Source organism: Segatella copri, assembly GCF_009494835.1.
Classification (GTDB): domain Bacteria; phylum Bacteroidota; class Bacteroidia; order Bacteroidales; family Bacteroidaceae; genus Prevotella; species Prevotella copri_F.
This window is the reverse complement of the sequence record NZ_VZBE01000043.1, coordinates 1-25,419: the sequence shown is the minus strand read 5'-3', so window position 1 is coordinate 25,419 and position 25,419 is coordinate 1. Positions and strand designations below refer to the sequence as shown.

At 42.5% G+C, this 25,419-nt stretch carries 18 protein-coding genes and 2 tRNA genes; 16 read left to right on the top strand and 4 right to left on the bottom strand.

What is annotated here, in order from left to right; translation table 11 throughout:
* Nucleotides 1-4: 4 nt before the first annotated feature.
* The 9 genes from rnpA (at nt 5) to F7D47_RS06445 (ending at nt 8,721) form a co-directional block, all read left to right on the top strand.
* Nucleotides 5-448, top strand: a complete 444-nt coding sequence (gene rnpA / locus F7D47_RS06485; RefSeq protein ID WP_117693277.1) for a ribonuclease P protein component — start codon at nt 5-7, stop codon at nt 446-448.
* On the top strand, nt 448-699 hold the full coding sequence (gene yidD / locus F7D47_RS06480; protein WP_040553354.1) for a membrane protein insertion efficiency factor YidD: 252 nt from the start codon (nt 448-450) through the stop codon (nt 697-699). Before rnpA ends, yidD begins: the two co-directional genes overlap by 1 nt.
* Before the next feature lie 63 nt (nt 700-762).
* Nucleotides 763-2,064, top strand: coding sequence for a tyrosine--tRNA ligase (tyrS, locus tag F7D47_RS06475; RefSeq protein ID WP_006848087.1), 1,302 nt, complete (start codon nt 763-765; stop codon nt 2,062-2,064).
* A gap of 66 nt (nt 2,065-2,130) precedes the next feature.
* Nucleotides 2,131-2,201 (top strand) — tRNA-Gln (locus F7D47_RS06470).
* An 84-nt stretch (nt 2,202-2,285) separates the two neighbouring features.
* Entirely contained in the window at nt 2,286-2,807 is a 522-nt protein-coding gene (locus F7D47_RS06465) for an RNA polymerase sigma-70 factor (RefSeq protein ID WP_119229196.1), read from the top strand.
* Nucleotides 2,808-2,831: 24 nt separating this feature from the next.
* Nucleotides 2,832-5,582 (top strand): TonB-dependent receptor, encoded by a 2,751-nt coding sequence (locus tag F7D47_RS06460; RefSeq protein WP_228113345.1) that lies wholly within the window; start codon nt 2,832-2,834, stop codon nt 5,580-5,582.
* A 22-nt stretch (nt 5,583-5,604) separates the two neighbouring features.
* Nucleotides 5,605-6,822 carry a DUF4249 domain-containing protein gene (locus F7D47_RS06455; protein ID WP_153085076.1) on the top strand — a complete coding sequence of 406 codons (1,218 nt, stop codon included), beginning with the start codon at nt 5,605-5,607 and terminating at the stop codon, nt 6,820-6,822.
* A gap of 111 nt (nt 6,823-6,933) precedes the next feature.
* On the top strand, nt 6,934-7,749 hold the full coding sequence (locus F7D47_RS06450) for a FecR family protein (RefSeq protein ID WP_153085075.1): 816 nt from the start codon (nt 6,934-6,936) through the stop codon (nt 7,747-7,749).
* Between the two features lie 168 nt (nt 7,750-7,917).
* Nucleotides 7,918-8,721, top strand: coding sequence for a gluconate 5-dehydrogenase (locus tag F7D47_RS06445; protein ID WP_153085074.1), 804 nt, complete (start codon nt 7,918-7,920; stop codon nt 8,719-8,721).
* A 108-nt stretch (nt 8,722-8,829) separates the two neighbouring features.
* Here F7D47_RS06445 and F7D47_RS06440 read toward each other — a convergent pair whose 3' ends face one another.
* Nucleotides 8,830-9,105, bottom strand: a complete 276-nt coding sequence (locus F7D47_RS06440; RefSeq protein ID WP_006848085.1) for an HU family DNA-binding protein — start codon at nt 9,103-9,105, stop codon at nt 8,830-8,832.
* A gap of 228 nt (nt 9,106-9,333) precedes the next feature.
* Here F7D47_RS06440 and F7D47_RS06435 point away from each other — a divergent pair, with 228 nt between their 5' ends.
* The 3 genes from F7D47_RS06435 to secDF all read left to right on the top strand — a co-directional run bounded on the left by F7D47_RS06435 (nt 9,334) and on the right by secDF (nt 14,513).
* Nucleotides 9,334-10,272, top strand: a complete 939-nt coding sequence (locus F7D47_RS06435) for a rhomboid family intramembrane serine protease (protein WP_022121528.1) — start codon at nt 9,334-9,336, stop codon at nt 10,270-10,272.
* A 6-nt stretch (nt 10,273-10,278) separates the two neighbouring features.
* Nucleotides 10,279-11,376: an endonuclease/exonuclease/phosphatase family protein gene (locus tag F7D47_RS06430; RefSeq protein WP_153085073.1), complete on the top strand. Its 1,098-nt coding sequence runs from the start codon at nt 10,279-10,281 to the stop codon at nt 11,374-11,376.
* 119 nt (nt 11,377-11,495) lie between these two features.
* Entirely contained in the window at nt 11,496-14,513 is a 3,018-nt protein-coding gene (gene secDF, locus F7D47_RS06425) for a protein translocase subunit SecDF (RefSeq protein ID WP_153085072.1), read from the top strand.
* 146 nt (nt 14,514-14,659) lie between these two features.
* On the opposite strand, the gene F7D47_RS06420 is transcribed toward secDF, so the two are convergent.
* Nucleotides 14,660-14,731: transfer RNA gene (locus F7D47_RS06420), tRNA-Arg, on the bottom strand.
* Between the two features lie 56 nt (nt 14,732-14,787).
* Between F7D47_RS06420 and F7D47_RS06415 the strand changes: the two genes are divergently transcribed.
* On the top strand, nt 14,788-15,795 hold the full coding sequence (locus F7D47_RS06415) for an endonuclease/exonuclease/phosphatase family protein (RefSeq protein ID WP_153085071.1): 1,008 nt from the start codon (nt 14,788-14,790) through the stop codon (nt 15,793-15,795).
* Between the two features lie 73 nt (nt 15,796-15,868).
* Here the strand turns inward: F7D47_RS06415 and F7D47_RS06410 are convergent, their stop codons facing one another.
* Nucleotides 15,869-16,726 carry an enoyl-ACP reductase FabI gene (locus F7D47_RS06410; RefSeq protein ID WP_022121533.1) on the bottom strand — a complete coding sequence of 286 codons (858 nt, stop codon included), beginning with the start codon at nt 16,724-16,726 and terminating at the stop codon, nt 15,869-15,871.
* 782 nt (nt 16,727-17,508) lie between these two features.
* Here F7D47_RS06410 and F7D47_RS06405 point away from each other — a divergent pair.
* From F7D47_RS06405 to F7D47_RS06395, 3 genes are all read left to right on the top strand, one after another.
* The gene (locus tag F7D47_RS06405; RefSeq protein WP_153108139.1) at nt 17,509-20,565 is read left to right on the top strand and encodes a SusC/RagA family TonB-linked outer membrane protein; all 3,057 of its coding nucleotides are present in this window, start codon (nt 17,509-17,511) and stop codon (nt 20,563-20,565) included.
* 22 nt (nt 20,566-20,587) lie between these two features.
* Nucleotides 20,588-22,045, top strand: coding sequence for a RagB/SusD family nutrient uptake outer membrane protein (locus F7D47_RS06400; protein WP_153082758.1), 1,458 nt, complete (start codon nt 20,588-20,590; stop codon nt 22,043-22,045).
* Nucleotides 22,046-22,240: 195 nt separating this feature from the next.
* Entirely contained in the window at nt 22,241-23,362 is a 1,122-nt protein-coding gene (locus F7D47_RS06395) for an ATP-binding protein (RefSeq protein WP_153085069.1), read from the top strand.
* A gap of 216 nt (nt 23,363-23,578) precedes the next feature.
* Here F7D47_RS06395 and F7D47_RS06390 read toward each other — a convergent pair whose 3' ends face one another.
* Nucleotides 23,579-24,916, bottom strand: coding sequence for an ATP-binding protein (locus F7D47_RS06390; RefSeq protein WP_153085068.1), 1,338 nt, complete (start codon nt 24,914-24,916; stop codon nt 23,579-23,581).
* Nucleotides 24,917-25,419: the final 503 nt, after the last annotated feature.

The following is a 25,419-nucleotide window of genomic DNA, read 5'->3' as shown; positions in this document are numbered from 1 at the left end:
AGATATGTCAACAGACAGAAATAAAACATTCGGAAAGAAAGAGCATCTATGTAAACTGACACTTATAGAACAGCTCTTTGGAGGTGGTGCTAAAGCAATGACGGCATGGCCTATGAGAATGGTGTTTCTTCTTGTTGACAAGAAAGATGAGCAAGCACCTTCTGTTCAAGTTCTTATCAGTGTATCAAAGCGTTATTTTAAGCACGCAGTAAAGCGCAATCGGGTAAAGCGACAGATACGTGAAGCTTTTCGTTATCAAAAACAAGAGCTGGAGACTTGTATGCAGAATTATGTTGGAAAACAATTGCTTGTGGCTTTTGTTTGGCAAACAGAACAATTGCAGCCTTCAAAGCTGGTTTCAACCAAAATGACTAAACTTTTGGATAGATTGGTTGATAATATCAAGGAGATGCAATCTGAAACAGTCATGAAAGAGAGCAGTTTATGATGAAGATTCTCTTTATGATAGCACATGGCATGAGAAAGGTGTTGGTATGGATTCTTATACTGCCGATATTGTTTTATCAGAAGTGTATTACTCCTTATACGCCACCTTCTTGTCGCTTTCAGCCCACTTGCTCAGAGTATGCGAGACAAGCCATCCTGAAGCATGGTCCCTTTAAGGGACTGGCTTTGGCTGTTTGGCGCATCTTAAGATGCAATCCTTGGGGTGGTTCGGGTTATGATCCCGTACCGTAAGTTTCCGACTGTATTGTTGGGCCCCTTATACATATTATATAATATAATAAAAAATCATATTCTATGGCAAAAAATTTTGTTGAAGAATTGAAATGGCGTGGTATGCTGGCGCAGATAATGCCAGGTACTGAGGAATATCTCAACACCCACATGGTGTCTGCCTATCTCGGAACCGACCCTACTGCAGACTCTCTGCACATCGGTCACCTTTGTGGTATCATGATGTTGCGCCACTTGCAGCGTTGTGGCCATAAGCCTTATCTCCTCGTCGGCGGTGCCACGGGTATGATTGGCGACCCTTCTGGCAAGAGCCAGGAGCGCAATCTTCTCGATTCAGAGACTCTCTATCATAACCAGGAAGCTATCAAGAAGCAGGTATCTAAGTTCCTCGACTTCGATGGCAATGAGCCTAACAAGGCGGAGTTGGTGAACAACTACGACTGGATGAAGGACTTCACCTTCCTCGATTTCGCTCGTGTGGTTGGTAAGCATATCACTGTAAACTACATGATGGCGAAGGATAGCGTGCAGAAGCGCTTGAACGGTGAGGCTCGCGACGGCTTGTCTTTCACTGAGTTCACCTATCAGTTGCTCCAGGGCTACGACTTCCTCTATCAGTATGAGAAGTATGGTGTTCGTCTCCAGTTGGGTGGTAACGACCAGTGGGGTAACATGACTACCGGTACTGAGCTGATTCACCGTACATTGGGTAACGATGCAGAGTGCTTCTGCCTCACTTGCCCATTGATTACCAAGGCAGACGGTAAGAAGTTCGGTAAGACAGAGAGCGGTAACATCTGGTTGGACCGTAATCGCACTACTCCTTACGCTTTCTACCAGTTCTGGTTGAACGTAAGCGATGACGATGCCGAGAAGTACATCAAGATCTTTACTGACCTTGACAAGGAGACTATTGATGCCCTCGTAGAGGAGCACAAGCAGGACCCAGGCCGCCGTGTACTTCAGAAGCGTTTGGCTGAGGAGGTTACCATAATGGTTCATTCTCAGGAGGATTTGGATATGGCTATCGCAGCCAGCAACATCCTCTTCGGTAAGGCTACCAAGGAGAACTTGGCACAGCTCGATGAGGCTACATTGAACGATGTATTTGCCAATGTACCTCACTACGATCTCGACAAGAACTTGCTCGGTGGTACAGCTGTTGACCTCTTCAACCAGGAAGGTATGCAGATCTTCCCAAGTAAGAGCGAGATGCGTAAGCTCGTTAAGGGTGGTGGCGTTTCACTCAACAAGGAGAAACTCGCTGCTTTCGATCAGGTTGTAACTGCTGATGACCTGATTGACGGTAAGTATCTTTTGGTTCAGAAAGGTAAGAAGAACTACTTCTTGATTACTGTTAAGTAATCGTTAAAAGTATTGAAAATATTTGGTAGTGGAGAAAAAATCCACTACCTTTGTAGCCGATTTGCTTGTCCTATGGTGTAATGGTAGCACTACAGTTTTTGGTTCTGTCAGTGGTGGTTCGAATCCGCCTGGGACAACAGGTCATAAATAACCCTTCAAGTCTTTGCGGATTTGGAGGGTTATTTTGTTATATAAGAGTTTAGTTTAGATAGAGAAAGTTTATGCAAGAGATAGACTTGATATTTCAGCAGTATTATCGTCCGCTATGTCTTTATGCCACTCATTATCTGCATGATATCGATGAGGCTGAAGACGTGGTGCAGGATTGTTTTGTGAAATTGATAAGTAGAAGTATCATGCCGGAAAACATCAAGGCTTTCTTATATACCTCTGTGCGCAATGCCAGCATCGACCGGTTGCGCCGCCAGTCTCCGATAGATACGGAGATTTCTCCTACCGATTTATGTGTCGTGATTTCTGATGACCAGGCACAGGAAAGTTCTTTCCGGGAGGCAAAACTGTGGACGGCTATCGAGCTATTACCCGAACGATGCAGGGAAATCTTCCTGATGAGCAAGCGTGACGGAATGACTTATCGGGAGATAGCTGAAGAACTGAACCTGTCGGAAAAGACCGTGGAGCATCAGATTTCCAAGGCTTTAAAGACCTTACGAGGCAAGAAAGATGATTTTCTTGCAGATTTTTTCTATATTTTACCTTTCATCCATGGGGGTATTCTGTAATTCTTGCGTTATAGCAATAAAAGAATGAATAAAAGTACAGTTATGAAAGGTAAAGAGATTATTTTTGCGCTCTCAATTCTAGCCTTGCCAGCTCCAACGTTGGCAGGTACGCCGAAGATGATGGTAGAGGCTCAGACTTCTACCACCATCCGTCAGCAGATGGATTGGCTGCACCGCATCAGGAAAATCAACTTCGTCTATGATTCATCGCTTGATGGGGAATTGAACATCAAGTATCATGGACCAGATATCCAGCATCTTCCGGTGAAGAAGGCACTGAAGGTGCTTTTCGAGAAAACTCATATTCTATATAATATCAATGCGAACTATGTGATATTGAAGCGAAAACCCGTACAACAAATATCAACATCTTACACGAATATCAATCACAAAGTTCAGCAGGTTCAGCGTCGCCACACTCTCAGCGGATACGTCCGTGACGAGAGTGGCGAATCGCTGATTAATGCCACCATCTATGATCTGACGGATGGCATTGGTACAACGACCAATGAATATGGTTTCTTTTCGCTTACCCTGCCCGAAGGCGAGCACCAGCTTCGCTTTTCGTATGTGGGCTATGCCGACAAGGTAGAGAAGCTGAATCTCTCGAAAGATATGCATCATAATATGGCACTCCGCGTTGATGGTAAACTGCCTGAGGTGGTGGTAGATGGCGACTTGAACTCTCCGCTTCTGACCACGCAAACCGGCAAGCGCTCCTTTTCGAACAAGGATATCAAGACAGAGTTTGCCCTGATGTCTTCGCCGGATGTGGTGAAGACCCTGCAGCGTGTGAGTGGAGTGGCAGAAGGACAGGAGTTGGCAAGCGGACTCTATGTGCATGGTGGCAATGGCGATGAGAACCTTTATCTGATAGATGGTACTCCGCTTTATGATACGAATCATGCGCTGGGGCTTTTCTCCAGTTTCAATGCCGATGTGGTGAAGAATGTGGATTTCTACAAGAGCGGCTTTCCTGCACGATATGGTGGAAGATTGTCGTCGGTGGTGGATGTGCGTACTGCCGATGGAAACATGAATCAGTTTCATGGTGCCTATCGCATCGGACTGCTCGATGCCAGTGTGCAGTTTGAGGGACCTATCCGGAAAGGCAAGACCTCTTATAATATAGGTATGCGCCGTTCCTGGATGGATTTGCTGTCCCGTCCCTTGACCAAGGCTTTCTCTGATCCAGACGATAAACTCTCGATAGGTTATTACTTCATGGACCTGAATGCCAAGGTAACCCATCGTTTCAACGACCGTTCGAAGATAGACTTGAGTCTCTATCACGGAAAAGACAGCTGGGATGTGAAGGATGATTTTGATCAAAGTAAGGCAGATGGGTATCAACCCAACCAAAGCTATGACAAGGACTTGACGAAGTCGCAGCTGGATTGGGGAAACTTTAATGTAGCACTCAACTGGAACTACCTGTTCTCTCCGAAGCTCTTTTCAAACATTACAGCGGTGTATTCCCATAATCGTTCCAAGTTGTATTCCTTTGATGATGATCGTTATATCAATCCTTCGGGAGAGAATGCCACTTCTGTCACTCACTTGGAGCATGGTTATACCTCAACGATTTATGATGCGGGCTATCGTCTGGCATTCGATTACCGTCCGAACCCTCGTCATCATTTCCGTTTTGGAAGCGACTATACGATGCATCTCTTTCGCCCCCAGACAGCTATGCAATTGGATTATACTGGATATGAGGGAAATGCATCAGCCCAAGTTGATACCATCCGAATGAATAGTAGTAATCGTCATGTGGCGCATGAGTGGACGGTATACGCAGAGGATGAAATCAATATCAACCGCAACTGGAGTATGAATGTTGGCTTCAATATGGGCCTTTTTCATATCAGTAACAAGAACTTCTTGAATATCGACCCACGTTTTGCCCTGAAATATCAACTGAGCAATGAGGTGTCGCTGAAGGCTTCCTTTACTCAGATGACCCAGTATGTGCATAAGGTCTCTAACAGCTACTTGTCCTTGCCTACGGATTATTGGGTACCGACTACCCGAAATCTGAAGCCAATGCGTTCTTATCAGTTTGCGGCAGGAATCTATGCCCAGCCCAACCGCCATTGGCTTCTGTCGCTCGAAGGGTATTACAAGTTGTCCAAGCATCTGCTTCAATACAGCAGTTGGGTAGGCATAGAGCCGCCTGCTGAGCATTGGGATTCGCAAGTGATGGATGGCAAAGGGCTCTTCTATGGCGTTGAGGCTGATGCCACTTATCGCACCAATCATCTGACTTTGAGTGGTTCTTATACGCTCTCTTGGAACAAGCGAAAGTATGATGACTTCTATCAGGATTGGTATTACGACAAGTATGATAACCGCCATAAGCTGAATCTGTACTTGCGGTATGCGTTCAACAAGAAGGTGAGTTGCTTTGCGGTCTGGAACTATCACACGGGCAATCATGCCACGGTGCCAACCCAGTTGGCGGCATTGCCAAGCTTGCCAGATCAAGAAGGCAAGTATTACAGGAATTGGTGGAATTCCGCCTCTTATGTCTATGCCATCCCCAATAATTTGACGCTTCCAGCTTATCATCGCTTGGACTTGGGATTCGATTTCCGTCATGTCACCAAGCATGGACATGAGCGCATTTGGAATTTGAGCATCTATAATGCTTATTGCCATCTCAACTCGATGTACGTCAAGGTGGACTATAATGGGGTTACGCAGCAGTTTGAGGCGAAAAACAAGGGATTTATTCCAATAATACCTTCATTTAGCTATACTATCAAGTTTTAAAACAAAAGAAATTTCATTGGATATGAATACAAATCATAGAAGAATAAAAATCAATGTAAGTTGGAGATGGGGACTGTTCTTCTGTTTGATGAGCGTGGTCTTTTCTTCTTGCATAGATGATTTTGATGTGAAGAAGCTGCAAGATACTCCCCGATTGGTACTTTATTGTTTTCCTACGGTGGGAGACACCACACTTATCGTTGTAACGAAAAGCTTGCCCGTTTCTTCTTTCAAAGGAGATATAGATACCCAATCACGTTTAACCGTGGATGCAAGTGTCGTATATAAGGTAAATGGAATGCCACAGGAGGTGAAACGTATCGAAAACATAAAGGAAGCGCAGTCCTTTTCTCAAGTTTCCGATAGTTGGTCTCTTTCTACCCTAATAGGACAGTATTATGCCGTAGGAAAGCAGAAGGCTGGAGATAAGATTGAGGTCCAGGTATCGGCAGATGGTCTCTCCGAGGTTTCTGCTTCGACTTCCATTCCCGAGAAGGTTGATGTAAATATAGGTGACATCCATTTGAAAGAGAAATCGTCGGATCATGATGTTTATTTCTCGGTAGATAAGTTGGAAGCGACTTTTAGTGACCCTGCTTCAACCACGGATTATTATTCTGTGAAGGTAACTCGCAAGCAGAAATATGGAAACTTGAAAGGTGTTCCCAAAGAAGGCAATAGATGGCAATATGATGTTTATGCTAATAATTACCAAGATTACCTTAATTATTTGGGTAGGGAGGATGAATATGAATGGTGTTTTGATAGTTTGGCATCAAATATTGTTTGGCCTGAGATGGTGACCACCAGTGAGCCATTGATTAACAAGAAGTCAGAGTTGGATGATGATTTCGGCTTTGACGAATACAAATACTTTGATGATGTTTATATCTTCAATGACCGGACGATAAATGGACAGACCTATACGATGCATTTGGAAGTGAACAGTAATGATTCTTATTGGCACACGTATGATGGTTGGGACCGTTTGTTTGGCTTTACTTATAATGTACAACTTTGCAAGGTTACTCCAGAGTACTATCGCTTCTTGAAGAGCATTAACGATGCGCAGAGCAATAGTTGGGCGGACGCTGGATTGATGCAGGTGACACCTACTTATTCGAACGTAAAAGGTGGTTTCGGTGTAGTGGCAGGATTTAATGTCTGTGAAGCTTCGAAGTATATCGCCCCATTGCCATCGGCACCATCGGATAATCAAGGCGGAATATATACCAAATAAAAAAGTGAGGAGTATGAAAAGAAGTCTTTTTATCATTTTAGGTACCTTGTGCTTTGCCATTGCCGGCAAGGCACAGATTACAGGACAATTTTAAACGAAGAAAGGGATTCTATGATGAAGATCAACAAGAATGAACAGAATTTTGTGCTGAAGTATTTTCAGCCGGGCAAGCTGGATACCCGGAAGGCTTTGCAGAAAGTGAAGGCTCGGGTTGGCATTGCTGATGAAGAGGTTTCGCATGCTGCAACTGTATCTTTACGCATGCGTCGCATCCGCTGGATAGCTGTGGCTGCATCTATTCTGGTACTTTTCACCATAGGAGCCTATACGCTTTTGCAGCCAAAGACGGTGACGCTTTCTGCTGAATCGGAAGTAATGGCGTATCATCTGCCTGATGGAACGAAGGTTTCGTTGATGCCTCATTCTACTCTTTCCTATCAGGAAGATGATTGCAGAAAGGTGGAGATGAGGGGCTGCATCTATTATCAGGTGAAGCATGATGAACAGCATCCTTTCGATGTGATGGGAGAGCATGGACACGTAAGAGTGCTCGGTACCCGGTTTATGGTGGATGAAAGAACGGATGCTCCCGAAGTGATGGTAACTAGCGGAAAGGTGCTTTTCACAGCTCGTAACTCTGAAGAGGGTGTCTTCCTGATTAAAGGCAAGCGGGCACGTCTATTGAAAGGGGCTGCCCAACCTAAGTTGTTGGCAGATTATGATATCAATGATGTGGCATGGGCTACCCATCGCCTGCATTTCGACAATACTCCATTATCAGAAGTATTGGAGGATCTTTCTAAATTATCAGGCACAAGCTATACTGCTTCTGATGAGAGCAAGCGTCTGACGGGTGATTTTGATACGAATTCCATCCCACAGGTCATCCAAGTAATAGAAGAAACATTGGGTGTTCAGATAAGATAAGTGTGTGAATAAAACATCGTAAAAAGGGACAAACTTAGGAAAAGTAGTCAATAAAATGAGAAAATAAGTAAAAAGGGTGCATCTTTCGTATTGATTTAGGGTGATATTCAAAATTATTTTGTATCTTTGCCCTCGTAACAAATCAAACAATTTATAAAAAATAAAAGTATGGACTTTAACAAACTATTCTCATTGGAGGGTAAGGTTGCCCTCGTAACAGGTGCCGCATACGGTATCGGTTTCGCTATTGCTGAGGCTTATGCCAAGGCTGGTGCTAAGATTGCTTTCAATTGCCGTAGCCAGCACCACATGGATCAGGCTCTTGCAGATTACAAAGCAAAGGGTATTGAGGCAAAGGGTTATATCTGTGATGTAACAGATGAGGAACAGGTGAAAAACATGGTAGCTGACATCGAGAAGGAACTTGGTGTTATTGATATTTTGGTAAACAACGCAGGTATTATCAAGCGTATTCCTATGACAGAGATGTCTGTAGATGACTTTAAGCAGGTTGTTGACATTGACCTCACTGCACCTTTCATCGTATCTAAGGCAGTTATCCCTGGTATGATCAAGAAGGGGCATGGTAAGATTATCAACATCTGTTCTATGATGAGCGAGTTGGGCCGTGAGACTGTTTCTGCATACGCAGCTGCCAAGGGTGGCTTGAAGATGTTGACACGTAACATCTGCTCAGAGTATGGTGAGTACAACATCCAGTGCAATGGCTTGGGCCCTGGTTACATCGCAACTCCTCAGACAGCACCTCTCCGTGAGTGTCAGGCTGATGGTAGCCGTCATCCATTCGACAGCTTCATTTGTGCAAAGACTCCTGCTGGTCGCTGGTTGGAACCAGAAGAGTTGGCAGGTCCTGCAGTTTTCTTGGCTTCAGATGCTTCTAATGCAGTGAATGGTCACATTCTCTATGTAGATGGTGGTATCTTGGCATATATCGGAAAGCAGCCAAAATAAAGGATCAAAACATGAAGATTTAAGTTTGAATAAACTTGAATAGAATAAAAAAATATAGGGCAGCCATAAAGGACTGCCCTATATTTGTAATTAAAATAATCTTTACAATTATTTGTTGATTGCATCTGCAAGCTCAGCACCAGCCTTGAACTTAGCAACCTTTTTAGCTGCAATCTGGATCTTCTCCTTAGTAGCTGGATTGATACCCTCACGAGCAGGACGCTCGTTAATGCTGAATGTACCGAAACCTACCAACTGGATCTTGTCACCTGCAATGAGGGCTTCCTTCAATGCGTTTGTTGTAGCTTCAAGAGCGGCCTTAGCCTGTGCCTTTGTAATCTCAGCACCTGCTGCAATCTTGTCAATCAATTCTGTCTTGTTCATAATTTTTCGTTATTAAATGAATAATATTGTTGTTTCTTAGTTGAATTCGTTTACAAATATAGCTTTTTCTTGCGAAAGTTCAAATAAAAAAAGCAGAAAAGTGATGAAATTATTGAAATTTAAGTGTAATAAGTCTATTTTTTGGTGTTTTCACGGATATTTTTCGTAATTTTGTCGCCAAAATACAAATATTAGTAAGATTATTAAACTGTTTATAGAAATAAAGTTATGCGCAATATTCCAATTGTAACAAAGAATTTGCTGATAGTGAATGTGGTAGCATTCCTGGCTTGCATGCTGATGGATAAGAGTATGGGTGGCGGTTCTGGCCTGACAGATATGTTTGGGCTTCATTTCTTCCTGGCATCCGATTTCCATATTTATCAGTTAGTTACCTACATGTTTATGCATGGTGGTTTCCAGCATATTCTCTTTAATATGTTTGCCTTATGGATGTTTGGCTGTGTGGTTGAAAGAGTTTGGGGACCAAAGAAATTCCTTTTTTATTACATAGTGTGTGGAGTGGGAGCAGGTTTGTTCCAGGAAGCTGCACAGTATATTACCTATGTGGCAAAGGATATGGCAGCTTATGATTATGTTAGTGTTAATGGAGCCAGAATAACAATGGAGCAATATCTGAACCTATGGACTACCGTGGGTGCTTCAGGAGCTATTTATGCCATATTGCTTGCCTTTGGTATGATTTATCCAAACGAGCGTCTCTTCATTTTCCCGTTGCCAGTTCCTATTAAAGCTAAATTCTTCGTGATAGGCTATGCTGTCATAGAATTGGTTTCAACATTCTCTCTCTCTGATGACGGTGTGGCTCATATTGCCCATTTGGGAGGTATGGTCTTTGGATTCTTCCTGATCCGTTATTGGCGTAAGCAGATTGGTAATGGTTACTATCAGTCTAATTCTGCTGATGCATTCGATAAGTTGAAAGGTATGTTCGGCGGAAAGCGTCGGGCAGGTAGAACGCATTTTACTTATACCAAGAATGAATCTTATAATCCGACTTATGAACAGGATGCTGAATGTAAGACCAATGAAAAGGTCGTATCTCAGGAAGAGATAGATAGGATCTTGGATAAGATAAGGAAAAGCGGTTATGATAGCTTGACTCAGAGTGAAAAGCAGATGCTCTTTGATCAGAGTAATAAGTAGGAAACTATGTTTAAAGGATTTAAGGAATTTACATATAAGATGGTAGCTGGTGCTAATGTGGCAACTATCATCATCATGTTGCTGGTGGGCTTTTCTGACTTCTTTCAGCCGGAAAAGTTCGCCGCATTGGCTAATCTTGGCTTACTTTTCCCGGTTTTTCTTATAGTTAACTTAGGCTTTTTGCTTTTCTGGTTGCTCTTCCGGTCTAAGTATGCCATTATTCCATTCTTAGGCTTCTTGATCTGTTTTGTTCCTGTCCGCAAGTATATGCCAATCAACTTTTCTGGCGAAACTCCAAAAGGTTGTATCAAAGTTCTATCATATAATACCTGGAATTTTGGTGCACAGACAGAGGATGCCGAAGGAACTAATATTTGTATTGCTTATCTGCAGGAGCAGGATGCTGATATTGTTTGTCTGCAGGAAGCATGTCCTACTTCCCGGAATATTGAACAGATAGATAGCATGCTCAAGCCGATGTATGCTTTTCAGGATACAACGATGCACGTGAATGGCGGAAACTGTCTTATGTTGCTCAGTAAATACCCCATTCTTTCGAAAGAGCGAATTCCTTATGAATCGAAAGGAAACATGAGTGTAGCGTATCGTCTGAAAGTGAAAGATAGAGAGGTCCTTCTCATCAATAATCATTTGGAAACTACCGGCTTAAGTTTAGAGGACAGACGCCAGTTCAAGAATCTGGTTATCGGAAAATTGCAGGTTGATACTGCAGAAGAAACGTCCAAACTGCTCGTTGTAAAACTTGCCGAGGCAACAAAGAAACGGGCTCCGGAGGCTGAGGCTGTAGCAAAATACATTCAGCAGCATAAAGAACAGAGTATTATTTTGTGCGGTGACTTTAATGATGGTCCTATCTCTTATGCTCATCGAACGATAGCTAAAGATTTGACGGATTGCTACATTGCAAGTGGTAACGGACCGGGTATCAGCTATCATCATGGAGGCTTTTTTGTTCGCATTGACAATATCATGTGTTCAGACGATTGGGAGCCTTATGAATGCAAAGTTGATGATAAAATCGCCGTTTCAGACCACTATCCTATCATTTGTAAGCTAAAAATGCGCCCTAAAAAGCAAAAATAGAGCAAATTATTCTTATATAAGAAAAAAAATGCTTATTTTTGCACAACTTTATGGAGGTTTTTGAAAGAATCCCTAAAAGCAATTGAAAAGAAACAAATAATTAATAACAATAAATAGAAATGCAAAACAAAGGAATTGTAATTTGTGTAGCCGTCTTACTGACACTCGCAAGTATCTTCTATTTGTCATTCTCGTTTGCCACACGTTACTATGACAGCGAGGCTGCAAAGATTAAAGATCCTATTGCTCAGCAGGATTATAAGGATTCTGTTAAGTACTTAGGTGTTTATTCTTACCAGAACTGCTTGGAGACTCAGATTGGTCTTGGACTTGACCTTAAGGGCGGTATGAATGTAATTCTTGAGATTTCTGTACCTGATGTACTTGAAAACCTTGCCGATCATAAGACCGACGCTGGTTTTACCAATGCCATGAAGGAAGCTAGAGCTCAGGAAGAAGCTAACGGTGGTGACTTCGTGTCACTTTTCATTAACGCTTATCATAAGAGCGCACCAGGTCATAAACTCGCAGAAGTATTCGCTACCCAGCAGTTGCAGGGCAAGGTTTCTCCTCAGAGCAGCGACGCAGAGGTAGAGAAGGCTATCCGCGCTTCTGTACAGGATGCTATCGACAACTCTTTCAATGTTGTCCGCACCCGTATCGATAAGTTCGGTGTTGTACAGCCTAACATCCAGAAGTTGGAAGGTCAGCAGGGTCGTATTATGGTAGAAATGCCAGGTATCAGCCAGCCAGAGCGTATGCGTAAGATGCTCCAGGGTAGTGCTAACCTTGAGTTCTGGGAGACATACAACTCTGAGGAAATCGCTCCTTATCTCCAGCAGCTTGATACCCGTATCGCAAATGGTGATAATGGTGAGGAGAAGAACGATACAGTTGCAGCAGATTCTGCAGCAGCTAAGAAGGTAGTTGCTAAGGCTGAACCTAAGAAGGCTGAGGCTAAGTTCTCTATCAAGAAGAAGGACGATGCTGCAAGCAAGGTAGGCGAGGATGCTCAGAATGCTGCTGCTATCAAGGCTCACCCATTGTTGGCTCGTTTGCAGCTCGGTGGTGGTTTGAGCACTGTTGGTTATGCTAGTGTTCGCGATACAGCTGCTATCAACAAGATTATCTACTCTGCTGTGGCTAAGCGCGTTTTGCCATCAGACTTGCGTCTGCTTTGGAGTGCTAAGCCAGCTGATAACCTGAAGGTTAAGAATATCTTCGAGCTTCACGCCTTGAAGGTTACTACCACTACAGGTCGTGCTCCTTTGGAGGGTGATGTAATTACCGATGCTAAGGACGAGTTCGACCAGATGGGTTCACCTGTTGTTAGTATGAAGATGAATACTGAGGGCGCACGTAAGTGGGCTCAGATGACAAAGGCTAACGTAGGTAAGGCTATTGCTATCGTTCTGGATGGCGTAGTTTACTCTGCTCCTCGCGTAAACGGCGAGATTGATGGTGGTAGCTCTCAGATTTCCGGTAACTTCACTATCGAGGATACCAAGGACTTGGCTAACACATTGAAGTCTGGTCGTATGCCAGCTCCTGCACGTATCGTTCAGGAGGAGGTTGTAGGTCCTACACTCGGTGCACAGTCTATCCAGATGGGTATTGTATCATTCGTTGTAGCTTTCGTACTCCTGATGGTTTACATGGTGATGATGTACAACATCATTCCTGGTATGATGGCTAACCTGGCATTGCTCGTCAACGTATTCTTCACGCTGGGTATTCTGACGTCCTTCCAGGCAGCCTTGACATTGCCAGGTCTTGCCGGTATGGTCTTGTCTCTGGGTACTGCCGTGGATGCCAACGTGCTTATCTATGAGCGTATCAAGGAGGAGCTCCGCTCCGGTAAAGGTATGAAGCAGGCTGTAGCTGCCGGTTATGGCAATGCCTTCTCTGCTATCTTCGACTCTAACTTGACATCTTTGATTACTGGTGTTATCCTGTTGACTACCGGTACAGGTCCTATCCGTGGTTTCGCTACTACATGGATCATCGGTATCGTAGTTTCATTCTTCACTGCTGTGTTCCTGACTCGTCTGGTTTACGACTATAAGTTGAACCACGATAAGTGGATGCACTGCAAGTTTGATACTCCAGTTTCTCACAACCTGATGCAGGGTAAGAAGTACAAGTTTATGTCTATGTACAAGACTACCTTCACCGTTGCCATCGTAGCAGCTGTGGTATTCATCGGTAGCTTCTTTGTTCGTGGCTTGAGTAAGAGTATCGACTTCACTGGTGGTCGTAACTATGTAGTACAGTTCGAGAATCCTGTAGAGCCTGAGCAGATCCGTACTGTTCTTGGTGATGCATTCGTCAATGCAGATGGTTCAAAGGCAACTACTGGTGCTATCGCTATCGGTACAGATGGCAAGACCATCCGTGTATCTACCAACTATATGATTGAGAGCAACAGTCCAACTGTTGACGATGAGGCTGAGACTATCCTTTACAATGCCTTGAAGAAGGCTAACCTGGTTTCTCAGAAGAGTGTTGAGGCATTCAAGAATCCAGATGTTCGTCAGGGTGGTTCTATCATCAGTAGTACAAAGGTAGGTCCTTCTGTGGCTAAGGATATCACTATGGGTGCTATCTATAGTGTGCTCTTCGCCTTGATTGCTATCTTCCTCTACATCCTGGTACGTTTCCGCAACGTGGCCTTCTCTGTAGGTTCTACTGTAGCTTTGGCATTTGATGCCTTGACAGTAATCGGTTTCTACTCACTCCTGTGGGGTCTCGTTCCATTCTCATTGGAGATTGACCAGACCTTCATCGGTGCTATCCTGACCGTGGTAGGTTACTCTATCAACGATAAGGTGGTTGTATTCGACCGTATCCGTGAGAACTTGAAGTTGCATCCTAAGGGCGACCGTCAGCAGCTCTTCAATGCATCTATCAATGAGACATTGGCTCGTACCATCAATACATCTACATCTACATTGCTCGTGTTGCTCTGTATCTTCATCCTCGGTGGTGACAGCATCCGCAGCTTCTCATTCGCAATGATTCTGGGTGTTGTATTCGGTACATTGTCATCTATCTTCATTGCATCTCCAATGGCTTACATCGTTCTTGGTCGTAAGATTAAGGAAGAGCCAGCTGAGGAGGTTGCAGAAGTTAAGTAATCAGAAACTCTTCATTCTTTCTCTGTCCGATGTATGTCGGATAGAGAAAGATACTGGAAAGAATATAAAAATAATAAAGGTCGCTTCCTGATTGTCAGGAGCGACCTTTATTGTTTTATCATCTCTGGAATGATAAGGAAAGTACGTGGTCCCACCGAGAATCGAACTCGGATCAAAGGTTTAGGAAACCTCCGTTCTATCCGTTAAACTATAGGACCATTGTAAACCGACTGCAAAGATACATCAAATCGTTGACAATACAAAATAAAATGTTATGTTTTTCACTCTCATCTTATCAAGTTTCCTCACTTTTGTGGAGTTGAACTGCGAAAACCTCTTCGATACGAGGCATGATTCGCTGAAGAATGACTATGAATTCCTGCCACAGAGCAGTTACAAGTGGACGCCTTATCGCTATTGGCGCAAGCTGGCAAATCTTTCCAAGACTATAGTAGCTTTGGGTTATGAAGATTTGGCGCTTGTTGGTACCGCCTCCCCAGATAATCCTTCAAGACCCTCGGAGAAGTCCTGGCATGTTCCCGATTTTGTGGCGCTTTGCGAAGTGGAGAACGATAGTGTGCTGTTTGATTTAACCCGGCGTTCAGCTCTTCGCGGTGTGAATTATGATTATGTGATGACCGATTCGCCCGATGAACGAGGCATAGATGTGGCTTTGCTTTATCAGCCATCTTCTTTTGCGCTTATACAGTTCCGGTCCATCCGCATCAAGCCGCTGCCTGATACTCGTCCTACGAGAGATATTCTCTACGCTTCGGGGCGGATTATGAATGATGATACGCTCCATGTCTTTGTATTGCATGCGCCTAGCCGTCGTGGCGGCGAACAGGTTTCGCGTCCCTACCGCCTGCAGGTAGCCAGCCAGCTGGTTTCTGCTGTAGATTCTATCTATGCGCTCAATGATAGTGCAAGGATTATCGTAGCCGGCGATTTCAACGATTATTCCGATTCTCCGGCTCTTCGTTATCTTTATCAGCATCACCTTATTAATATATCTGTTGGCGTCAAAGGCTCTCATGGTGCCAAGGCTACTTATCGCTGGCATGGAGATTGGCGAAGTCTTGACCAGATTCTCTTCAGTCCTTCGCTTTCCCGGCTTAAGATGAGTTGTCAGATAGGAGATTTGCCATTCCTCTTAGAAGATGATGAGAAATATGGCGGAAAGAAACCTTTCCGCACCTATATCGGTCCACGATATTTGGGTGGATACAGCGATCATCTTCCGCTTGTTGCCAAGTTTAAGATAGAGGGTGGATATGAATAAAAAAACAGGTATGCCCAGATTTTACTGAACATACCTGTCTGTATATTAGTGAGATTTTTTCTCTTCTGCCTGATTATCCGTAGATAACCTTACCATTCTCATCCTCATAAGGAGTTATATCCTTAGCATACTGGTTCATGGCACGGAGGCTCATACCCATTGATGAGAAACCACCATCGTGGAAGAGGTTCTGCATGGTTACCTTGCGGGTGAAGTCAGAGAACATCATCACGCAGTAGTTAGCGCAATCCTCAGCTACGGCGTTTCCAAGTGGAGACATCTTGTCGGCGAAGTCCATCATATTCTCGATATCCTTGATACCCTTACCTGCTGTTGTAGCTGTAGGGCTCTGAGAGATGGTGTTGATGCGCACATGCTTCTCACGACCATAGATGTAACCGAAGCTGCGGGCGATACTTTCGAGCATGCTCTTGGCATCAGCCATATCGTTGTAACCGAAGAATGTACGCTGAGAAGCTACGTATGTGAGAGCTACTACAGAACCCCACTCGTTGATAGCATCCAACTTCTTGGCTACCTGCAACATCTTATGGAAAGAGATAGCAGAGATGTCCAATGTCTTGTTCAGGAAGTTGTAGTCGAGGTCATCGTATGTACGATGCTTGCGAACGTTAGGGCTCATAGCTACAGAGTGGAGCACGAAGTCGATTTTGCCACCGAGTTTCTCCTGAGCCTCTGTGAATACCTTTTCCAAGTCTTCTACGCTAGTCGCATCAGCTGCGATGATAGGAGCGTTGATCTGTTCAGCGAGCTTATCCAGCGTACCCATACGCAAAGCCATAGCTGTATTACTAAGTGCGATAGTAGCACCCTCTTCAGCAGCCTTTACAGCTACTTTCCAAGCGATTGATTCCTCATTGAGTGCACCGAAGATGATGCCACGCTTGCCTTTTAACAAATTGTGAGTCATTGTTATCTTAATACTTTTGTTTATACTAACGACATCCCCTACATATATCATTCTCTCTATATATAATAAGGTGTAAAACCACTTTGTTTTGTTCTAGTCGTTGAAATCGTGCGCAAAATTACGAAAAATGTGCAATATACCCAAATTTTTTAACTAAAAAGTGCCGTAAACGTTTTCTTTTTTGTGGTATGTCAAGTATTCCGCTCCCTGCAGTCAGTATGATATTCTATTTATTCTTTGCAGATAATAAGCCTGAAACAGATATATCTTATGCTTATAGATAGCGTATCTGTTGGTCTGAGGAATTAGATTTGTAGGGTTCCTGACATATGCCAACAATGTTCCTGACATATGTCAACAATGTTCCTGACATATGCCAAACGAGTTATTGACATATGTCAGCAACATTGCTGGCATATGCCGTCAACCGAACGGAACTAATTGTTAGAACCGATGAACCGTAGAGCTGTGACTATTTAATCTATTTGTTCTACGTATTTAAGCAATACGTCTTACCCGGCAGATGCCGGTATAGATAACTTAAGAACCTTCTTATTTCTGTTCTTACAAATTATAGCCTTATTGCTGCAAAAATATCCTTTTTGTTGCAATATGACAAGGTAGAAGTGTTAAAAACAGACTTTTTTATGTGCGCTATTAAATTTTTCTTTCAAAATATTTGCAAATATCCGAAAAAAAATCTAATTTTGCAGCCGATTATTATAAATTTATAAATTATTATCTAATAAAGAGAGAGATTATGTTTAAAAGAATCGCTTTATTTGTGGGGGGGGGCAATTCTCAGTTGTGGAGTAGCCTTTGCCCAAACATCTGTTACCGGTAAGGTAGTAGCTTCTGAGGATGGTGAGCCTGTTATTGGCGCATCAATCAAAGTAGCTGGTACTAATACGGGTACTGTTACGGACGTCGATGGAAACTTCAGTTTGAATGTTCCAGCCGGCTCCAAGTTGGAGATTACCTATATAGGTATGAATCCACAAACTGTTAAAGCAAGTTCTAACATGAAGATTGCTTTGACTTCTGATAACAAAACCCTGGATGAGGTCGTAGTTGTTGCTTATGGTACAACTACCAAGGCTTCCTTTACAGGTTCTGCAGCTGTAATGAAGGACAAGGATATGTCTGCAGCAAAGTCTTCACTTGTTAAGTCACTCGAGGGTAAAATGGCTGGTGTCAATCTTGGTGCTTCTACAGGTGACCCAGGTTCTGACCAGAGTATTTTGATTCGTGGTATTGGTTCTATCAATGGCTCTACTCAGCCTTTGTTTGTTATTGATGGTGTTCCTGTATCAAATAGTGATATGGAAAATGCTGGTGGTCATACCCGTTCTCAGTCTATCTTGTCTTCTATCAACCCAAATGATATTGAAAGCATGACCGTATTGAAGGATGCTGCTGCATCTTCACTCTATGGTTCTCGTGCAGCCAATGGTGTCATTATCATTACTACCAAGAGAGGTAAGGAAGGTAAGACACATGTCAACTATGATATGCAGATGGGTTGGAGTAATATTGCCAAAAAGAGTGCATTCGAGACCATGAATAGTGCTGAGTTGAAGGAGTATTGGACTGATGCAGTCAAGAACTATTTTGAAATGTATCCAAATGCATTGAATATATATTATCCTGGTATGGATGCTTCTTCTGCTGCTTTAGCAGAAATTAAATCTGGTTATTTTAGTAATTATGACTCTAATGAGACAACTGACTGGTATAAGGAAATTTACCGCACAGGTTTCACCACAGACCATCAGATTTCTATTGATGGTGGTAATGACCGTACGAAATTCTTCACCAGCTTTGGCTATAATAAGGTGAATGGTACAGTAAAGGGTAGTTCTTTTGACCGTTATAGTGGTCGTTTGAATTTGGATCATAAAGTAACAGACTGGTTCAAGGTTTCTGCAAAGGAAATGCTTTCATTTACCAATACTTCTGGTTTCCGTGATCAGGGTGACCAGGCACAGGGAATTGGTACAAGTTCACCACTGTCTGTTCTTTTCTCAATGGACCCTACTGCCAAGGTAAAGAATGAAGATGGTTCATATAATGCAAGCGCTTCTTTCTCATCTCAAGTCTCTAATCCAAACTTGATGTTTGGTAATGTAAAAGATCAGGGCGATCGTTCAGAGACATTGGATGCAGAATTGATGCGTAGTTTGACTAATGTTGAAGGTGAATTAAAGTTGCCATATGATTTGACTTTACGTTCAGTCTTTGGTTTCGACTATATGAGCAACAGTATCCGCGAGTTCTGGGCTCCAAAGAGTGTAAATGGTAAGGCTCAGAATGGTATTGGTTCTCGTAGCGTTTATACAAGTAAGACTCTTACTTCTTCTACAACATTGAATTATAATCATTCATTTGGTAAGCATAATCTTGCTGCAATGGCTGGTTTTGAGACAGAGAAGCGCGACCTGTTGATATTGTATGCTTCTGCTCAGAATTATGCAGCTGCATTGCCTGAGTTGTCTAATGGCCAGTCTAATAGTAACTCCAGCATGAGCTATACTGCTGCAATGATGTCATGGTTGGGTAGCTTAAACTACAACTATGATAATAAGTACTATTTCTCTGCAAGTTATCGTCGTGATGGTTCTTCACGTTTGGCAGCAGACAACCGTTGGTCTGACTTCTTCTCTGTATCTGGTGCTTGGCGTATCAGCAGTGAGGAATTCTTGAAGGACAATGATTTGTTCAGCGATTTGAAGCTTCGTCTTTCTTATGGTACTAATGGTAACCTGCCTACAGATTATTATGGCTATATGGGTACATATTCTACTTCTGGTGGTTATGGCTCACAACCAGCAATTTTCTGGAGTCAGATGGCTAATGAAAAATTGAGCTGGGAAAAATCTCACAACTTCAATGTCGGTTTGGATTGGACTTTGTATAATCGTGTGACATTGACTTTCGATTATTACAACAAGTTGACAAAAGACCTTCTTTTCCAGATGCCAGTATCATACGCAACTGGTTTCAACAGTTATTGGAATAATATCGGTGAGTTGAAGAATCAGGGTCTTGAATTCTCTGTAAGCTCTCAGAATATTCGTACAAGTGATTTTTCTTGGACCACAGATTTCAATTTGACCAAGCAGAGCATCAAGGTCAATAAGTTGCCTAATGGTGACGATGTTCAGTATGGTGATGGTAATATGTACTTGCTCCGTGAGGGTGAGTCTATGCATACATTCTATTTGCCAAAAGCTAAGGGTGTAAACTCTGAGACCGGTTTGATGGAATTCTGGCTTGACCCAGAGGATGAGTCTAAGGGTGTAACAGCTGATTATTCAAAGGCAGGCAAGACAATTGTCGGTAAGGGTGTTCCTGATTGGATTGGTGGTATGACCAATACTTTCCGTTACAAGGACTTTGATCTTTCATTCATGATTTCTTATCAGTTTGGTGGTGATTTGTTCGATTATCCAGGTTACTTCTTGACTTATAGCGATGGTGTTCGTATGGGCACATTCAATATGTCTAAGCGTGTAGCTGGTAATTATTGGAGAAAGCCAGGTGATGTAGCAGAGTTCCCTAAGCCAATTATGGGTAATCCTTATCGTTCAGATAAGTTCTCTTCTCGTGAGATTATCTCTACTGATAATATTCGTATGCGTGATATTACTATTGGTTGGACTGTGCCATATTTCAAGAAGTATATCAGCAACTTGCGCGTTTATTTCCGTGCAACCAATCCTTTCTTGATTTACAATGCAGCCAAGGATTTGGATCCAGATGTAGATGTTAATGGTTATCGTCAGACTGATACTCCAACAACCCGTCAGTTCCTGTTCGGTCTCAATTTCAGTTTTTAAACAATAATAGAAGATTATAAATATGAAAAAGATATATTTAGTATTGGGTATTGCTGCAAGCATGATGTTCTCTTCATGCAGCGACTTCCTCGATAGAGAACCTTCTACAGAACTACCTACCAACTCTGCTATTAAGAGTACTTCTGATTTGCAGAATGCCGTCAATGGTATTGGTTTTGTTCTCTCTGGTTCTTTGGTTGGTTATGATAGAATGTCATACGCCTCTGAGTTTACTCTTTTTGGTGATTTGCGTACTAACGATTTCATGGCACCATCTTCACAGGGACAGACAGATGAAATCCGCCAATATGCTTATTCTCCAAACGGAACATATCCTGATGCAGGTTATCAGATTTTCTATAAGGCATTGTCAAATGTAAACAGTGCTTTGGAAGCTGTTCCTAATGTGGAAGGTGAGCAGGCTACAATTGACAATCTCAAAGGTCAGTTGATTGCTTGGCGTGGTTTGCTGCATTTCGACTTGGCTCGTATGTTCTGTTACATTCCAACAACAGTGGATAATCCTTCAAACTCTTTGGGCTTGGTTTTGGCAGACAAAACTTTCCCACAGGATTATAAGGGTACTCGTACAGATTTGAAAACAACTTACGACTACATTATTCAGCAGTTTACCGATGCACTTCCTTTGCTGAGCAAAACTTCTGATGTAGGTTACTTTAATTATTATGCAGCTTTGGCTCTTCGTGCTCGTGCTTACCTTTATGCTGGTGAATACACCAAGGCTCTCGCTGATGCTAAGGAGGTAATAGACTATTCTAATGACAAGAATTCTGCATTGGAACTTCTTTCAAGAAGTAATTATATTTCTTCTTGGGCAAGCGAAGGCGCAGCAGAATCTCTTTTTGAGATGAAGCTTTCTACTGAGTATAATGCTCAGCGTTATGGTCCTGGCTATTATACAGATGCAACAGGTTATCCTGAGTGCGCTTTTAACACTAAAGGCTACTTGTATAAGTATCTTTCTACTCATCCAAAAGACATACGTTCTGGTTTGATTAAAGATCAGACAGATGCTAAAAAGTATCAGGCTGCAGCAGGTTATTATCCTGCCAAGTATCCTGGTCAGAATGCTAATATCTACGTAAATAATCCAAAGATTATCCGTCTTTCTGAGGTTTATTTGATTGCTGCAGAGGCTCAGTGGCACATTGACAATCCTGGTTCATACACTTTGACTGGAACAAGTGCTGCCGCAGCTGAATACATCAATGCTATTCAGGAAAAGCGTATTGAAGGATATGAGGATGTTACATCTGTAACTCTTCAGGATATTCTTCATCAATATGAGATTGAGTTGTTCTGCGAGAACCAGATAACTTATGCATATTGGCGTAATCACCAGAGTGTAACAAGTGGCGATGAGGATGAAATCAAATATAACGATTATCGTACGATTTTACCAATTCCTCAGGCTGAGCGCGACTACAATAAGGAACTGCAGCAGAATCCTAAGTATTAATATTGCAAAAGGATAAGCTAAGTTTCATAGATTTTGATAATATTTTTAATCAAGATATAGGAATGCCATGAGTGGTATTTTCTATAAATCTCTCGGGAGAGGCTGGCTCTGAAGCTCGCCTCTCTTTTTTTTGTCTTTTTATTTGCGTATCTGATATTTTATTCGTAACTTCGCACCGTCTAAAGTAATATGGCTATGGAAGAGATAAGAAAATACCCAGTAGGAATGCAAACTTTCTCTGATATACGAGAGGGTAATTATGTGTACGTAGATAAGACAAGGTATATTGTCGATTTCTTGCGTAATGGTTCTAAATATGTGTTTCTGAGTCGTCCAAGACGATTCGGTAAGTCGCTTTTTGTCTCTACGCTCCAGGCATATTATGAGGGCAGGAAGGAACTGTTTGATGGTTTGGCACTTGGCGAATATGAGAAAGAATGGGTGAAACGTCCTGTTCTTCACTTCGACATGAGTACTGCCAAAAATCAGACACCCGAAGGGTTAGAAGAGATGCTGGGCTACATGCTTTCAGAATACGAGCAGGTCTATGGACGTGACGAATTGGCGGTGCAGCCGAGCCAGCGTTTGCAGTCTTTGGTGAAGCGTGCCTATAAGAAGACGGGTCAAAAGGTGGTCGTTTTGATAGACGAATATGATGCTCCTCTCTTGGATGTCGTGCATGAGAAGGAAAGTTTGATGCCATTGCGCTTGGTTATGAGGAAGTTCTATAGCCCATTGAAATATCTCGACCCTTGGCTGGAATTTACTTTTATCACGGGTATCACCAAGTTCTCTCAGTTGAGTATCTTTAGCGAGATCAATAATTTGGATAATATCAGCATGTTCGATCAGTATTCTGCTATCTGTGGTATCAGCAAGACAGAACTACTGACGGTGATGAAGCCTGATGTTGAGTTGCTAGCCAAGTCTTTGGGAAAAACTTTTGATGAAACGGTTGCCGAGTTGGGTTCATATTATGATGGTTATCATTTCAGTAAAAAATCAGAAGATGTGTTTAATCCATTTAGTCTGGTTAAAGCGTTGAGAAGTAAGGAAATAGCAGCTTATTGGTTTAGTTCAGGTACTCCTGCATACATTATCAACACTTTACGCAAACATCATGTGGGGGTGATGGATATAGAACAGAAATCCGTAGGGGTGGATGATTTCGATGTCTCTCCTGAGCAGATGACTTCTGCTTTACCATTGCTTTATCAGAGTGGGTATCTCACCATCAAGAAGTATAACCCTATCTTGCAGAGCTATCAGCTGGATTATCCAAACAAGGAAGTGCGTGTAGGGATGGTTCATTTTTAATTTGATGGGTGCTTACATCTTGGTGGAGGAGGATAGTGTAATAGGCAGAGCAGATGCCGTTCTTCACATTATTACGTTTTATCCCCATGTTATTCGATTTTTTTGTGATAAATCACACTTTTGACGAATACAGGGGCAAGAATGCTGGCTGTAAAGCTCGCTTCTTTCCAAGAAAAAAAACACGGACAAATTCAATTTGTCCGTGTTATATTTTATTTATAGCAAGGGTGTCATATATATTGGCACCAATAAGGTCTGTCCATCTTTTTTGAAATCTTTCGTATATAATAGGTATCTTTTGTCAATTCTATCAGAGAACTTCTGGCAAAATTCATCTAGCGACTTGTGACTGTTATATCCTGATGATTTCACTTCTATCGGATAAATCTTCTTGCCACGAGATAGCAAGAAATCTATCTCATAGTTCTTGTGGCTTGTTGCATGGGGAAATGTATAATAGAACAGTTTGTTTCCTGATGCGGTAAGCATTTGGGCAACGAGATTCTCATAGGCATATCCCATATCGCTACTCAGTTTGTCGCTCAACAACTTTTCGTAAATGGTGTTCTCTGTGTAGTCTTTATCCCAAAAAGCAAGTGTGACGAATAGACCTGTGTCTCCAACAAACATTTTATAGTAGTCTTCGTCACTATGTAATGAAAAACCAACATTGGGATCATTTGCGTGGTAGGCGAAATTGACCACCATGCTGTCTTTCATGTCTGCCAAGACTCCCATGAGGTTCTTTCTGCCTGCATCATCCAATACGCTTGCTACCTGGTATCTGGCAGAATTTTTGTTTAATTCGGAAGGGATGCTCTCGAATAACTTGGCAGCTCTTCCTGTTTTGTCAATTTTTCTAAAGTCGTCAAGATAAAGTTCTATGATTTCTCGTTTTACGGCATCTGTTTTGCTCAGATTGTTGGTGTCTAAGTACTCGTTTACGGCTTGTGGCATTCCACCTACAAGCATATATAGACGAAGGTTGCGCATAGCTTCTCGATGCGCTGCTCCCAATGGAACTTTTGCATCGAGAAACTGCTTGAGAAGGGGAAATGTAGCAGTATCGCCCATTGCCCATCGAAATTCCTCGTAATCCATCGGATAGAGATCCAAACGTGTTTCTTCGCTTGGAATCAAAATGTTTTCTACATTCTTTTTGATACTGATAAGAGAGCCTGTCTCTATGTAGTCGTATCTTCCGTCTGCTACTAGGTATTTGATGGCTTGCCGGGCTTGTGGGCACATTTGTACTTCATCGAAAATGATGGCTGATTTGCGTGGCTCCAAGATTACTTGGTAGATTGATTGGAGGCGTAAAAATATGTAGTTCAAGTCCATGAGGTTGTCAAACAGCTGTTTCACTTCCTTTGATGCTTGTGCGAAATCTATAAGGATATAGCTTTTGTATTCATTTTCTGCGAAAGCTTTGGCTACTGTTGACTTTCCTACACGGCGTGCTCCTTTGAGCAAGAGGGCTGTGCTACCATTTCTCTCTCGCTTCCATTCGAGCATTTTGTCGTACACTTTTCTTTTAAATGTTCTTTTTCTCATAACTTGCTGATTTTGAGCGCAAAGATACATATAAGTTCCAAATCCCCCAAATGTTTTTTGTTAAAATGTTCCAAATCCCCCAAATGTTTTTGCTTGAAATGTTCCAAATCCCCCAAATGTTTTTGCTTGAATCGGGATGAGGAAAACTTTCTCAGAAAAAAAACACGGACAAATTGAATTTGTCCGGACGAATTTGTCCGGCATGATATAAATCGCTGACTATGAGAAGATTATAAAGGTGCCGGACAAACAACCGGACAAATTCAATTTGTCCGTGTTATATTTTTGGGGCATAAACACAGCTTTGTCATGGTGCAAACTATGACTTATGCTCCAGAAAACGGTGAGTTGGAGGGAAGAAAACTATGAGTTAGATTCGTTAACATAAAGCTCTAAAGCAGCCAAAGTAGAATAAGAGAGGTTGGAACGTAAACAGTTGGGAATGAGTAGATTTGCACAAAGTTGCCAAATCGGCATAAAGCAAGCGAGTGAGGAATATTGAA

Excerpts from the sequence above, each read along its gene's own strand:
- F7D47_RS06460 (WP_228113345.1), top strand. The coding sequence starts at position 2,832 with ATGAATAAAAGTACAGTTATGAAAGGTAAAGAGATTATTTTTGCGCTC.
- F7D47_RS06430 (WP_153085073.1), top strand. The coding sequence starts at position 10,279 with ATGTTTAAAGGATTTAAGGAATTTACATATAAGATGGTAGCTGGTGCT.
- F7D47_RS06465 (WP_119229196.1), top strand. The coding sequence starts at position 2,286 with ATGCAAGAGATAGACTTGATATTTCAGCAGTATTATCGTCCGCTATGT.
- yidD (WP_040553354.1), top strand. The coding sequence starts at position 448 with ATGAAGATTCTCTTTATGATAGCACATGGCATGAGAAAGGTGTTGGTA.
- F7D47_RS06415 (WP_153085071.1), top strand. The coding sequence starts at position 14,788 with ATGTTTTTCACTCTCATCTTATCAAGTTTCCTCACTTTTGTGGAGTTG.
- secDF (WP_153085072.1), top strand. The coding sequence starts at position 11,496 with ATGCAAAACAAAGGAATTGTAATTTGTGTAGCCGTCTTACTGACACTC.
- F7D47_RS06445 (WP_153085074.1), top strand. The coding sequence starts at position 7,918 with ATGGACTTTAACAAACTATTCTCATTGGAGGGTAAGGTTGCCCTCGTA.
- F7D47_RS06410 (WP_022121533.1), bottom strand. The coding sequence starts at position 16,726 with ATGACTCACAATTTGTTAAAAGGCAAGCGTGGCATCATCTTCGGTGCA.
- F7D47_RS06440 (WP_006848085.1), bottom strand. The coding sequence starts at position 9,105 with ATGAACAAGACAGAATTGATTGACAAGATTGCAGCAGGTGCTGAGATT.
- F7D47_RS06450 (WP_153085075.1), top strand. The coding sequence starts at position 6,934 with ATGATGAAGATCAACAAGAATGAACAGAATTTTGTGCTGAAGTATTTT.
- F7D47_RS06395 (WP_153085069.1), top strand. The coding sequence starts at position 22,241 with ATGGAAGAGATAAGAAAATACCCAGTAGGAATGCAAACTTTCTCTGAT.
- rnpA (WP_117693277.1), top strand. The coding sequence starts at position 5 with ATGTCAACAGACAGAAATAAAACATTCGGAAAGAAAGAGCATCTATGT.
- F7D47_RS06435 (WP_022121528.1), top strand. The coding sequence starts at position 9,334 with ATGCGCAATATTCCAATTGTAACAAAGAATTTGCTGATAGTGAATGTG.
- F7D47_RS06455 (WP_153085076.1), top strand. The coding sequence starts at position 5,605 with ATGAATACAAATCATAGAAGAATAAAAATCAATGTAAGTTGGAGATGG.
- tyrS (WP_006848087.1), top strand. The coding sequence starts at position 763 with ATGGCAAAAAATTTTGTTGAAGAATTGAAATGGCGTGGTATGCTGGCG.
- F7D47_RS06390 (WP_153085068.1), bottom strand. The coding sequence starts at position 24,916 with ATGAGAAAAAGAACATTTAAAAGAAAAGTGTACGACAAAATGCTCGAA.
- F7D47_RS06400 (WP_153082758.1), top strand. The coding sequence starts at position 20,588 with ATGAAAAAGATATATTTAGTATTGGGTATTGCTGCAAGCATGATGTTC.